We start from the raw sequence: 12,778 nt of genomic DNA, 5'->3' as shown, positions 1-12,778 counted from the left end.
TACGGCGGGGCGGCCACTCTTCATAGGCCACCAGGGGCAAGACACCATCAGCCACACCCCGCCGTCCCGGGCATCTGAGGCATCTACCCCAGACGATCTACAACCTTATGGAGGACACCATGGGCACGATCCACATCGACCTGTTCGCGACGCTCGACCTGGTTGGCCAGGCGCCGGGTAATCCCGAGGAGGACCCCGACGGCTTTCCGTTCGGGGGATGGCAGGCGCCCTTGTTCGACGAGACGGTCGGCCGGCATGTCGGTGCCGGAATGGAGGGCATGGACGCCCTGTTGCTGGGCCGCAAGACCTACGACATCTTCGCCGCGTTCTGGCCGAACCAGGCCGACGGCGTCGACGGCGGGATCGCCACGCTGTTCAACAGCGTCCCGAAGTATGTCGCCTCGCGAGGCAACCCGGATCTGGGCTGGGCGGGCTCGAGGCAGCTGGGACCCGACCTGGTGAGCGCAGTGCACGAACTGCGTGACAGGCATGAGCACGTCCACGTGATCGGAAGCCTGAACCTGGTGCAGACCCTCCTGCGCGAGCGCCTCTTCGACCGGCTCGACCTGTGGGTCTTCCCGGTCGTGCTCGGCGTTGGCAAGAAGGTGTTCGACGGCGGTGCGGTGCCTGCCAACCTTGTGCTTCTCGAACCGCCCGTCACCTCGTCCAAAGGCGCTGTGCTCCTGCGTTATGGCCTGGGTGCGGGGACCCCCGGCGCCGGGGACATGCGCCGCGACGACCGCGGCGTCGGTCCGAGCTGAACAGTGGCCGTATCGATGGCGACCACGCCACCGGCGTAGGCGTTCACAGCGGTCCGTGTGCTCGGTGTGCGATCGCCGGTCAGCGCTGTCGCAGCTGATTGGCGGTGACCGTCCCTGCCGCACGCTGATAGCCGTTGGCGGCACGGTGGTAAATATTTGGGGCCGTGGAGTTCTTCTGCTATCACCGTGATCGGCGCGGCGCCGGGGCGCTGCGGGGTGAACTGCTGGAAGAGCATTGGTCCTACATGGACCGGTACGCGGCGGCTATGGTCGCTCGCGGCCCTACCTTCGCCGACGACGGTGACACGCCCACCGGCAGCGTGCACATCGTCGACCTGCCCGATTCGGCCGCCGCCCGCGCGTTCGCCTTCGACGAGCCCAACTATCAGGCTGGGGTGTACCGGGATGTGCTGCTGCGCCGGTGGCGCAACATGCTGGGGCGTACCATGTGGGACTTTCCTGGCGGCCGGACCGGTGGCAACCGGTACCTGGTGCTCGGCCTCGGCGCGGGGCATGCCGCCGACCTCGCAGTGCCGCCCGACCGGGACGAGCTGATCGCGTACGGGCCGCTGCTGTCCGACAACGGCGCCGCCTGGCTGGGTACGGCGGTGCTGGTCCGGGCGGCGGACCCGGACAAGGCGCGCGCCGTCCTGGCTCCGGACCGGTACGTCGACATCGAGGTGCACAACTGGGCGTTTGGCGGGCGGCCGTCATGACCCGAGGATGGCTGGGTTTTCTGTTCCCTACGACAGTACTGACCCTGCTGTTCAACACGGGCTATGCCTTCTCCCGCCACCCGGATAAGTTCTCAGCGGAAGCCCCCTGGTGGGCGTACATGTGGGCAGTCATACGGACGCTGGCGATCGCCGGTATCGGTGGTTTGGGTAGCCACCGCAGCAACCTTCTGGCCTACGAAGCGGCACATCCGACAGATCCGATCCAGGATCATCACCGCAGACTCCTGGGGTGACAGTCTGGGAGCCGCCGAGGGCTGCTCGGCGATTCGGGACGGCTACTCGCAGCTCGCGGCCAACCCGGGGCCTGCCGACCTCGACTGTGTCGCGCGTCACATCGACCTCATGTCACGGGCGGCGGGCAACGTGCATCTGGTGTTCGTCAGCAGCAAGTGGAGGAGGGCGAAACGATGAGCGCACAACGTGAGGCGGGTATGGCACCCACACACCGCGTCCTGATCCTGGGGGCGGGTTACGCGGGCATGGCCGCGGCGATCCAGCTCGCGGCTCGGGTCAAGCGGCGCGGGGATGTGCACGTGACCGTGGTGAATGCGCAGGAGCGGTTCACCGAGCGGCTGCGGCTGCCCATGACGGCGACTGGGCAGCAGGTCGCCGAGTTGAGCATCCCGAAGCTGTTGGAAGGTACGGGCGCGCGGTTCGTGCACGGCTGGGTGACGGCGGTGGACCCGGCGGCGAAGATCGTGCGGATCGACGACGAGCGGGTTCTGCATTACGACACGCTGGTGTACGGATTGGGCAGTGTGGCCGACACGGCGGCGGTGCCGGGTGTCGAGGACTACGGGTACACGCTGAACAGCGCCCAGGATGCCGAAGTGCTGGCCGACCAGCTGGCGCGGCTGGGCAGCGGCACTGTGGTGGTCGGTGGCAGCGGCTTGACCGGTATCGAGTCGGCCGCGGAGATCGCCGAGCAGCACCCGCATTTGAACGTCGCGCTGCTGGGTCGGCAGGAACCGGGTGCGGCCATGAACCCGAAGGCCAAGGCGTACCTGCAATCCGCGCTCAAGCGACTGGGGGTCCAGGTGCGCTCCGGGGTCGAGATAGTGAAGGTACTGCCTGACGCGGTCGAGCTGGCGGACGGGGAGAGCGTCGTCGCCGACGTGTTCCTTTGGACGAGCGGTACGCGAGTGTCGCCGCTGGCGGCCGCCGCCGGGCTGACCGTCGACGAGCGCGGCCGCATTGTCACCGACGCCGCGCTGCGGTCGGTGTCGCACCCGCAGGTGTACGCGGTGGGCGACGCGGCTGCGATCCGGCAGGGCTACGGCGTCATGCACGGCACCTGCCAGGGTGGTATGCCGACCGGTGTGCACGCCGCGGTGTCGATCGTCCGTGCGCAGGAGGGCAAGCAACCCAAGCCGTTCCGTTTCGGCTACTACCACACTCCGGTGAGCCTGGGCCGGCACGACGGTGTTGTGCAGTTCACGCACCCCGACGACAGCCCCCGACGGATTTACCTGACCGGCCGCATCGCAGCCCGGTATAAGGAGAAAGTGACTGCCTCACCCTGGCCGACCTACGGCCGGATGAAGACGATGCCCGCATCGGGCGCGTTTTGGCCCCACGGCGGCCGGTTCACCCGGGTCCGGGAGGCGGGGTGACCGATCGGTCCCTGGACCTCGGCCAGCAGGTATTCAACCAGCATCGCAACCTGCTGTTCTCGGTGGCCTACCGCATCCTCGGCACCGCCGCTGATGCCGAGGATGCGGTCCAGGACGCCTGGATCAGATGGTCGGCCGCTGATCGCTCGCAGGTGGCCGACCCCAAGGCGTACCTGACGCGGATCGTGTCGAACCTGGCGCTTGAGCGGCTGCGCTCCACCCGGCACAAGCGTGAGACCTACGTGGGGCCGTGGCTTCCGGAGCCCATCCTGACCAGCGGCGACACTGCCGAGACCGTGACGGACGCCGAGTCGGTGTCGATGGCGATGCTGGTGGTGCTGGAGACGCTGAGCCCGCTCGAACGCGCGGTGTTCGTGCTGAAGGAGGTCTTCGACTTCAGCCACGCCGAGATCGCCGAGGCGGTCGAGCGTTCAGAACCCGCGGTACGGCAGGCCGCGCACCGTGCTCGTGAACATGTAGCGGCACGGCGGCCGCGCTTCACTGCGGACCGGTCGCGGCAGCGTGAGGTCACCGAGCGGTTCTTCGCCGCCGCGACCGGTGGTGACATCAACGCCCTGATGGAGTTGCTGTCCCCAGACGTCACGCTGTGGACCGACGGCGGGGGCAAGGTCCGCCAGGCGATGCGTCCGGTCGTCGGCGCACAGACGGTTGCCGCCTGGTTCGCGGCCATCGGCACCGTCACCTACCAGGGCGTCGGGCCCGCCGATATGCACGCCCAACTTGTCGAGATCAACGGTGGGCCGGGCATCGTGTTACGCGGATTGGGCCGCGTGATCGCCACTGTCACCTTCGATTTCGACGCCGACGGTCGCATCACCGCCATCCACAACGTGGCCAACCCGGACAAGCTCCAGGCCATCGCCGATGGCACCGCTCACGACATCGGGGCGCAATGAGCCCCAGCGAGACCGCCCTCGGCTGCGCGGCTTCCTGCTCGCGCCGGCGAAGTCGAACAGCGACTGGCCGGGCTCGGCCGCGACGATCCGCGCGCCGCGCCTGGCCAGCGTCCGGCTGAGGTAGCTGCTGCCGCGGCCGGCGTTGAGCACCCGCCGCTCGGTTAGTCACCGAGCATGCACAGTAGGACGGGGTTGATCAGGTGTCGCTTGGCGAGGTCGCCGTGGTGCGCCGCCTGCTGCAACACCGAGCGGGGCATCGCTCCCCACTGTCAAATGACCCTGTCGTTAGTCCACTCGGTAGGCCCACTTCCGCAGCCCGCGGACCACCAGCCAGGCCGAGCGCGACCGGGCCGAGGCGTTCGGCGAGATCGCCTGGCGGGTCGTCGACGCCATTAAGGGCCACCTGCGGCCGCCCGAGCTGCGGCTGCCGGCTCTCGACCTGCCGGACACCTGCACTCCCGCCGACCTGCAGGTCGTGGCGGCCGCCGCCCGCGCGGTGTTTGGTCTGAAGGCGGGCCCGGTGGCGCACACGCTCCGGCTGCTGGAGGTTTCGTGCGTGCGAGGGATGTGTCAGCAATAGTCGGTGCGCGTCAGTGCGCGATGGTGCGCGCCCGTGATCGTCGAGCAAGATCACGATTGTTCGTGTGATCGGTGTGCGATCGCAGGTCGGCGCTGTCGCAGCTGCTCGGCGGTGACCGTCCCTGCCGCACGCTGATAGCCGCTGGCAGGTATCTGGTGCCCGTCGCCCTCGTAGCTCAGGGGATAGAGCAACGGTTTCCTAGTGAGCAGGTCCAGCGTTGACCGCAGGCCGGTGGCCTGCGGTTTCTCGTTTCTGGACCTCGATTTTCCGGTCGCACACGGCCGCTCGTGCGCTCCCTTGTTGAAGATCAGTCGGAGCGCAATAGGCGGCGACTCTGGCATGCCCCCGCGGAACGCCGTGAAAGGTGAAAGCCATGAAGCTCAGAGTCATCGGAGGGACCGGGCTGATCGGCTCGCAGGTGGTCCAGAAGCTGGCCGCAGCGGTCGGGTTGAAGCTCGTGCTGTCTGATTTGGTCATCCAATGAGTTCGGCGCCGAAGTCCCAGTTGGCCAGGCGGGCGACGACCTTCGGAAGGTCGGCCGGTGGAACCGCAGGGCTGAACAGATACCCCTGAACCGCATTGCAGCCGAGCTGGCGTAGGAGGGTGAGCTGCTCCGGGGTCTCGACGCCTTCGGCGATGGTGGTTATACGCATCCTGCGAGCGAGTCGGATCACTGATGAGGTGATCGCCAGCGCGTCCTTGTCCTCGGTAATGTTCTCGATGAAGCTGCGGTCTATCTTGACGATGCTGGCGGGCAGTCGGTTGAGGTAGCTCAGCGAGCTGTAGCCGGTACCGAAGTCGTCGATCGCGGACTGGACCCCGTGCGCTTTGAGTCGTTCGAGTATTGCCCGGGCCTGGTCGAGGTTATCCATCATGGCGCTCTCGGTCACTTCCAGCACCAGTTCGCCGACCGACAGGCCTCCAGCCTCTAACGTGGAGAACACCGCGTCTTCCACTTCAGGATCGCTGAGGTGTGCTGCGGAGATGTTCACCGTCACATACATGCCGGACATTGCCTTGCGGAGTTCACTGGCGTCGTGGCGGACCCTGTTCAGTACCCATCGGTCGAGCGCTGCCGCCAGACCGGTTGCCTCCGCCACGGTGACGAACTTCGCCGGAGGCACGGGTCCGCGGTTGGGGTGGTGCCATCGCGTCAGTGCCTCCACGCCGCGCATCCGGCCTGTTGCCACGTCGATGACGGGTTGGTAATGCAGGACCAGCTCGTCGCGTGCGAGCGCGTCGCGCAGGTCGTTGCTCAACGTCAGCCAATCGGCGGACTCCTCGGCGAGGGTCGCGTCGAAGACCTGCACCCGGTTGCGGCCGCGCGTCTTGGCGTCGTACATCGCCGCCTCGGCGAAGCGCACTAGGTCCGCCGCCGGGTGCGGCGGGGAGATCGCGATCCCGATGGTCATGCGGGCATGCAACCGTTGACCGTCCAGGTCGAATGGGTCGGCTAGGGCGTTCACCAGCTGGTCGGCTAACTCGCGGGCGCGTACCTCGTCGGTGTCCTCGCCGACCACTACGAACGAGTCACCACCGAACCGGGCGACGGTGTCCTCGGCCCGCACGGCGGCCACGAGACGCTGCCCAACACATTTCAGCAGCTGGTCGCCGGCGTCGTGGCCCCACGTGTCGTTGATGAGCTTGAACTGGTCGAGGTCAGCGATGATGACGGCGACTGGACGCTCGGTCCGGGTACCGCGGGCGACCGCTTGTTCCAGCCGGTCGGCCAGCAGTGCGCGGTTGGCCAACCCGGTCAGCTCGTCGTGCAGCGCCCACCGCTGCAGTTCGCGTTCGGCGTGCCGGGCGGTGGTCACATCGGTGATCATCGCGAGTGATCCGGCCTGTCCGGTGTCGTCACGCAGCGGGCTGACGCTGAAGCGCAGTACCCGGTCCCGGCCGTCCGGGTGCGGGTAGGACAGCTCGTACTCCTCGGCACCCCGCTCCGCCCGGCACCGCCTCCTGGAGGCGACCAGCACGGCGTTGCCCGGGCCGAGCAGATCCGGCACCGGGTGCTGGTAGATCTCCTTGAGTGGAACGCCGAGAATCTCCGCCAACTTGTCGTTGGCGTATATGGTGCGCCCTCCCGGGTCTGCCGTCCAGATACCCTCCTGTGCGGTCTCCGCGATCGCCCGGTAACGCGCTTCTGACGCCCGCAGCTCCCGTTGGGCTTCGATCCGCGCGGTGACGTCACGCAAGTTGGAGATGATTCCGGCGATGTCGGGGTCGTTCAGGCAGTTGGTGAGGACGTGTTCCATCCACCGCCAGGCGCCATTGGCGTCGAGGACGCGGAACAGGATGGTGTCGGACGCGCCGCCGGTGGCGGCCACCGCGTCGAACACGCGGCGGAGGTCGGGAAGATCTTCGGGATGGACGAAGTCCCAGGCGCTGCGACCGGTTATCTGCTCGGGAGCGTAGCCGAGCAAGGCGATGACGGCCGGGGAGGCGTATGTCAGGTTCGCGTCGGCGTCGAGCACCAGCGCTATGTCGCTGGCCCGCAGTATGAGCGCCTGGAACAACGCCTCCCTGCGGGTGAGCGTCCGCTCGGCGGCACGTAGGTCGCGTAGGTCGTGCAGGAATGTCGCGACGCCGTTCGGCGTGCCGTCCTCGTTCTTGAGCACGGCCGCTTCAATCAGCACCGGAACAGCCGAACCGTCCCTCGCCGCGAGGATCCGCTCCCAGCTGGCCGTATCGACTTCGCCGCGCAGCATGGCGGCAATGTGCTTGTCGCCGGCGCCCGTGTCGTTGGGGTGATGGAATGAGCTCAGTGGTACCCCGTCGAGCTCGGCGCGCTGTCGTTTGAACAGGCGGCACAGCGCATCGTTGACGTTGACGAGGTGCCCGGACCCGGAGATTACCGCCTGCGGCACACCTGTCTGTTCGAAGCGGGCCCGGAACAGTCGTTCGCTGGCCGCGAGATCCTTTTTCGCACGCATCTCCGCAGTGATGTCACGCGCCATCCCGCATATCCCGACAATCGTCCCAGCCTCGTCGCGCAGGGGCGACAGGCACAGCGACACGTCGACCAGCGATCCGTCTTTGTGAACGTTCTTGACTATGAGGTTGCCAGGGGATCCACCCACCAGTACGGCGGCTATCGCGGCACCGAGGCGGTGGCTGAATTCTGTCGGCGCGAGCTGGGAGAGGTGTCGGCCGATCAGCTCCTGCGGTTCGTAGCCGATGATGGCCCTGACCGCGGAACCGGCGGCCCGTATAACGCCGTGGGCGTCGACTTCGATGACGGCAACGTCGGGGTTCTCCATAATGGCGGCGAGTCGGCGGCCGCGTGACTCGGCCAACCGGCGCTCGGTGACGTCATGCGAAATGCTCAGCACGGCGACCAGCGTTCCGCTGCTATCGAGGATCGGCGTAGACGTCGCGTGAACGGTGAAAATTCGGCCGTCCTTGTCGCGCACCTCGCAGTCGCCGGTGCCGGTTTCGCCGGTCAGCGCGCTGGCCCGAACAATGGCTTCCGAATTGCGACCGTGGACAGGGGCGATGAGGTCGGCTAGCGGGCGGCCGACGGCTTGCGCCGCCGTATAGCCGTACAACTCCTCGGCGGTGGCGTTCCAGTACAGCACTCGGCGATCAGAGTCGGTGGCGATTACCGCTTGGTCGACGGCCGCCGGGGAGTGCTCATTGAAGTAGGCCGGGAGGGACGTATTCACTCGTTGTGCTCCGATCAGCCCAGCCCCGTGCGTTGCGGGTCCCTTGAACGATTAGCGCCGGCAGTCGACGATCAGGCTTGTGGGGAGACCTCCGTCTCCGGCCATGTCAAGACGGCGCCTGCCCGTCGACTGGCAACGGCAGGGTGCTGGTTGACCGCCCATCCTGCTAGTCACCGGCCGCAGTCTGCACGATTCCAGGCGGAAATCGGGTGCTGTGCGGTTTCCGTTGCGTTGCACGCCAGCCCGTCGCTGCGACCGGGAAGGACTGCAGTGCTCATGGTCCTATCAGACCGGATGGCCCTGGGGCGCCGGTATCACCCTCCCCAATGGGGCGTGCGATTTTAGCATGAGGGGAAGGGTAGAAGATCGGTCCTTCGTTCAGGTGAAACTCCGTCAAACGGACGAGTACGCGATTACGATGGTCGTGAGAGGCGGGACCTGTGGCGGATCGCTGCTCGCCGGCTGGGCCTCGTCGACCGCCAGCTGGGCAGCAGGTTAGCCATTGACATGGGGTTGAATGCGAGAGTCAGAAGGATGTATGCCGCACCCATTCAGGTAGAGGCGACCACGTTCCTGACCCGGATAGAGATACACGGTCAGGATGACATCTACGACTACATATTGGCGCGTCCAGTCGTTCTCCAACCAGGCGACCGCTACTGGGTCGAAGCATCGAAGCTTTACCTACAGCGCGGCGACGACCAACCCCGGGTGCTCGATCGTGATGTAGCCACACATTGTGTGCGGCACGACCCAAAGTAGCGCATCGGTCTCGGCAGAAGCTGACAGCGCCGCAATCGGCGGCCTCGCCTGTCCCGCAAACCGCGTTCGGCGGCCGGCGCTCATCGCCAACCCTTGGACTACTGCGTAAGCCGCTCAAAGACATGAGCGCGCAGGCTTGACGGCAGTTCGATGGCTCCAGACCAACGAGCGTGTACCGGGCTTCGGCTATACCGCTGCGGTCGGCCGCCACTGTTGGCCGACGACGGCGGGTGCACGGTCAACCACACACGCACTCGGAGCCGCGATGACAACCTCGCCTGGCTCCGGTGACCGATAGCCAGCGCCTGTCCGCCCGACTAGTGAGTAGTGTGGCGTGGCACCTCGACGGCCCGGTCGGCGGATGTGCCCACACAGGCGGCGTAGGCGCGGACTTTGGGTGCCTTCATGCTATCGGTCAGCTCACCCCATCAGCCAGCCGCTGAACGCTCTGTTGGCATATGGGTTGGTCGCGGCGGATGAGCGTTCCGTCACAGAGCTGGTCTTCGCTGTTGCCTCAACTCAACCATTGTCGGACCGATGAGGGGAGTCGGACCGGGATGCCGCCAATTGAAGGCCGGGAGACATGATCACAGTGGCCGCGACGCCGAAGGTACGACGACGGTGATCAGTATCGCCAACAACGGCTGCGGTATTCCCGAGCATCTACAAGAAGTGATCTTCGAGCCCGTCATCACCACGAAGGAGGTCGGCAAGGGATCCGGCCAGGGGCTGGCGTTGGCGTGGGCGGTGGTCGTTGGCGGGCATGCCGGCACGACCGAGGCCGACTCCCCGCCCGGTGAGGGCACCAGGTTCATCGTCCGGCGACCGGTCCATGGCAAGGCAGCTGGGCAGGGATGACGCAAGCACGCGTACTCTTCGTCGACGACGAACCGCGCATCCTCGACGGTCTGCGACGATCCCTGCGCAGCAAGCGTGGTGAATGGGACATGTCGTTCGTGACGAGCGGTGCCGAGGCGCTCGACCTGCTCGCGGAGTCGCCCTACGACGTCGTGGTGTCCGACATGCGCATGCCCGGCATGGATGGCGCTGAACTTCTCACTCACGTCAGCCAACGCCACCCGGAGGTTGCCCGGGTCGTCTTGTCCGGTCACACCGAGCGGGAAGCGGCAATCAGGGTGGCGGTTGCCGGTCACCGCTTCCTCACCAAGCCGTCTGACACGGAGAGCGTCATCGCGGTCATCGATCAGCTCACTTTCCGAACCTCCACGATGCACGGCGTCGAGACGCGCCGCCTTGCCGGCGCAGTCCGTTCGCTGCCCACCCTGCCCGCACACATCGAGCGGCTCACTGCGCTGTCGGGAGCGGCCGATGTCGAGTTTGCCGACGTGGCAGCGGTCGCCTCGCGTGACATCGGGATCACGGCCAAGCTGCTGCAGTTGTCGAATTCGGCGTTCTTCGGGGCCCGCGCCCGGGTCACCTCCGTTGACAGTGCTATCAGCGCGCTCGGCTTGCCCACCATCCATGCGCTGGTCAATGCCGGTCAGTTGCTGTGGTCGGCTGAGCAGTGGGGACCTGCCGTCGAGCGGGACTTGGACGTCATCTGGCGGCATGCCGTCGCCACCGCCCACCTTGTCGGTGCGATGGCCTCGCCGGCTAACCGGCCCTACGCGCAGGCCGCCGCGATGCTCCAGGACGTCGGCCGATTGGTTCGTCTCACCGCGACGGGGATGATCCCGAATCAAGCCGTCGACCTGTCGGCAACGGACTGTCAGGGAGTGTCCTGTCGTGAGGTGGGTGTCGAGCTGCTGCACCTGTGGGGTCTGCCGTACCCGATCGTTGCGGCCGTGGCCGAGCGAGATCTCGAGCATCGCCCACCATCTTCGGGCCTGGGCGTGACGGCCGCCGTCCGGGCCGCGCATTTGCTTATCCAGCAGACCGAGGCACGGCAACCCGGCGTCGATGCACATGACGACGAACTAGCTGAGCTCCTGAATCATCTCCAGCTGACGGCTCAACCCACTGACTGGCGAAGGCTCGCCGATGAGGCAGCGGCACAAGCTGGACAGTCACCCGCGTGCTGAGCGATCACCACATCAGGCGTGAGATAGGCAACTCCCGAGCCGATGAGAACCATAGAGGACTTAATGGCGCAGATCCTTGTAGTTGACGACGAGCCCGCGATCCGGCAGCTGCTCACCGACGTGCTGGAGCTGGACGGGCACGAGGTGCGTTCGGCGGCGGACGGACTCGCCGCAGTGGACGCGTTCGAGGCCCTGCGACCGGACTGCGTCGTGCTGGACCTGATGATGCCCGGCCTCGACGGCTACGGCGTGCTCCGCAACATTCGCGGTCACGACGGTGACCCGGTGCCGGTGATCATGCTCACGGCCCTGGCCGACCGGGACTCCGCTGCGCGGGCCTGGACCGATGGTGCCGACTATTACCTCGCCAAGCCGTTCGCCGCGGATGAGGTGCTTCACCTCATCCGCGGACTGTTCCGAGAGCGTATGCAAGCCGTCGAAGCATGAGCGTCGGCGAACCGAGCGGTAGCCAGACGGGTGCAAAACGGCCGGCCGTCTGTACGCCGACTGTTGCCTGACCTAGTGTGACCAATCGCGTGCACGATACGTAATCACTAGAACACGTACCGTGCTGATGGACGCTTCGTGGTTGCCGATCGGCAGCCAGGAGTCCGTATCGGACTCCCAGTGAACGGAAGGTGCGTTCCAAGGGTGGAACTGAAATTGACCAGCGCGTCGAAAGCGCCGCCGCGCCTTCGACGGGTGGTGCTAGTGGCTGCGGCCGCTGCGGCGGTCGTGGCCCCTGTGCTGCCCGCCTCTGCCGCAAGTGCGGACGCATCCAGTGGTGTATGGCGCGACGTCGTAGTAACCGGTTCGAGCGCGGACGGGGCGGCCAAGGCCGTCTCGGCTGCCGGGGGACGCGTTCTGGCGTCACTGCCGGTGGTGGACGGCGTCGCGGCACGCCTGCCGCAGGGTGTGACGCTCGGCCCGGCCTGGGTGGTGGCGCCGCAGCGGAAGCTGCGGGTAGCGGCCGCGAAGGCGGCGGACACCGGTGGCCCCGCGTCCACCGTCCGGCAGACGCTCGGCCTGCCCCGGGACGGCAACGAGGGCCGAGGGGTCACCGTCGCCGTGGTGGACACCGGTATCGCCGACGTGCCGGATCTCGCCGGCAACGTCGTTCGACATGTTGACCTCACGGGCAAGGGTGCCGGCGACGGCTACGGTCACGGCACCTTCATGGCCGGCCTCATCGCCGGCTCGGGGGCCGCGTCCGGTGGCGCGTACCGGGGTGTGGCGCCAGCGGCGAAGCTCATCGACGTGAAGGTCGCCGACGCGCAGGGCAACACCGACCTCATCACCGTGCTGCGCGGCCTGCAGTGGGTCAGCCAGCACGCGGGTGAGGTGCAGGTGCTCAACCTGTCGCTGGCGTCCGGCAGCCCGCTGCCGTACCAGATCGACCCGCTGACCCAGGGGCTCGAGGCGCTGTGGCAGCGCGGCATCACGGTCGTCGTGCCGTCGGGCAACGACGGACCGGGAGCGGGCACGGTGGCGTCACCGGGTAACGACCCGGTGCTGTTGACCGCGGGTGGTCTGGACGAGTCCGGCACCGCCGCTCGCACCGACGACGTGGTCGCCACGTGGTCGGGGCGTGGGCCCACCTGGCAGGGCGACGCCAAGCCGGATCTCGTCGCCCCGGGCGCGCACGTCGTGAGCCTGCGCGTGCCCGGCAGCGTGGTGGACACGGAGAACCCGCAATCG

Annotated in this window: 10 protein-coding genes; 9 read left to right on the top strand and 1 reads right to left on the bottom strand. The window is 67.1% G+C overall.

Annotation, left to right across the window (positions count from 1 at the left end):
* The first annotated feature begins 119 nt into the window (after positions 1-119).
* The 5 genes from HC031_RS31845 to HC031_RS31825 all read left to right on the top strand — a co-directional run bounded on the left by HC031_RS31845 (position 120) and on the right by HC031_RS31825 (position 4,028).
* Positions 120-761: a dihydrofolate reductase family protein gene (locus HC031_RS31845; RefSeq protein WP_167929176.1), complete on the top strand. Its 642-nt coding sequence runs from the start codon at positions 120-122 to the stop codon at positions 759-761.
* Positions 762-925: 164 nt separating this feature from the next.
* Positions 926-1,477: a YciI family protein gene (locus HC031_RS31840; RefSeq protein ID WP_167929175.1), complete on the top strand. Its 552-nt coding sequence runs from the start codon at positions 926-928 to the stop codon at positions 1,475-1,477.
* Positions 1,474-1,731 carry a hypothetical protein gene (locus HC031_RS31835; protein WP_167929174.1) on the top strand — a complete coding sequence of 86 codons (258 nt, stop codon included), beginning with the start codon at positions 1,474-1,476 and terminating at the stop codon, positions 1,729-1,731. The genes HC031_RS31840 and HC031_RS31835 overlap by 4 nt, the downstream gene beginning before the upstream one ends.
* Before the next feature lie 174 nt (positions 1,732-1,905).
* Positions 1,906-3,111, top strand: a complete 1,206-nt coding sequence (locus HC031_RS31830; RefSeq protein WP_167929173.1) for an NAD(P)/FAD-dependent oxidoreductase — start codon at positions 1,906-1,908, stop codon at positions 3,109-3,111.
* Complete coding sequence (locus HC031_RS31825; RefSeq protein WP_167929172.1) at positions 3,108-4,028, top strand: RNA polymerase sigma-70 factor; 921 nt, start codon at positions 3,108-3,110, stop codon at positions 4,026-4,028. The genes HC031_RS31830 and HC031_RS31825 overlap by 4 nt, the downstream gene beginning before the upstream one ends.
* A gap of 1,053 nt (positions 4,029-5,081) precedes the next feature.
* Here HC031_RS31825 and HC031_RS31820 read toward each other — a convergent pair.
* Positions 5,082-8,276 (bottom strand): PAS domain S-box protein, encoded by a 3,195-nt coding sequence (locus HC031_RS31820; protein WP_167929171.1) that lies wholly within the window; start codon positions 8,274-8,276, stop codon positions 5,082-5,084.
* A gap of 1,299 nt (positions 8,277-9,575) precedes the next feature.
* Here HC031_RS31820 and HC031_RS31815 point away from each other — a divergent pair.
* From HC031_RS31815 to HC031_RS31800, 4 genes are all read left to right on the top strand, one after another.
* Complete coding sequence (locus HC031_RS31815; protein ID WP_240943286.1) at positions 9,576-9,896, top strand: ATP-binding protein; 321 nt, start codon at positions 9,576-9,578, stop codon at positions 9,894-9,896.
* On the top strand, positions 9,893-11,080 hold the full coding sequence (locus tag HC031_RS31810) for an HDOD domain-containing protein (RefSeq protein ID WP_167929169.1): 1,188 nt from the start codon (positions 9,893-9,895) through the stop codon (positions 11,078-11,080). The genes HC031_RS31815 and HC031_RS31810 overlap by 4 nt, the downstream gene beginning before the upstream one ends.
* A gap of 63 nt (positions 11,081-11,143) precedes the next feature.
* Positions 11,144-11,527: a response regulator transcription factor gene (locus HC031_RS31805; protein ID WP_167929168.1), complete on the top strand. Its 384-nt coding sequence runs from the start codon at positions 11,144-11,146 to the stop codon at positions 11,525-11,527.
* Between the two features lie 432 nt (positions 11,528-11,959).
* Positions 11,960-12,778: S8 family serine peptidase (locus HC031_RS31800; RefSeq protein ID WP_167929167.1), on the top strand; the 819-nt coding region annotated here is incomplete at its 3' end.

It is taken from the genome of Planosporangium thailandense, assembly GCF_011947195.1.
GTDB lineage: Bacteria > Actinomycetota > Actinomycetes > Mycobacteriales > Micromonosporaceae > Planosporangium > Planosporangium thailandense.
This window is presented reverse-complemented; position numbering and strand designations above follow the sequence as displayed.

What these genes read in the sequence shown, in the direction of transcription:
- HC031_RS31845 (WP_167929176.1), top strand. Translation starts at nt 120, where the DNA reads ATGGGCACGATCCACATCGACCTGTTCGCGACGCTCGACCTGGTTGGC.
- HC031_RS31835 (WP_167929174.1), top strand. Translation starts at nt 1,474, where the DNA reads ATGACCCGAGGATGGCTGGGTTTTCTGTTCCCTACGACAGTACTGACC.
- HC031_RS31830 (WP_167929173.1), top strand. Translation starts at nt 1,906, where the DNA reads ATGAGCGCACAACGTGAGGCGGGTATGGCACCCACACACCGCGTCCTG.
- HC031_RS31815 (WP_240943286.1), top strand. Translation starts at nt 9,576, where the DNA reads ATGAGGGGAGTCGGACCGGGATGCCGCCAATTGAAGGCCGGGAGACAT.
- HC031_RS31810 (WP_167929169.1), top strand. Translation starts at nt 9,893, where the DNA reads ATGACGCAAGCACGCGTACTCTTCGTCGACGACGAACCGCGCATCCTC.
- HC031_RS31805 (WP_167929168.1), top strand. Translation starts at nt 11,144, where the DNA reads ATGGCGCAGATCCTTGTAGTTGACGACGAGCCCGCGATCCGGCAGCTG.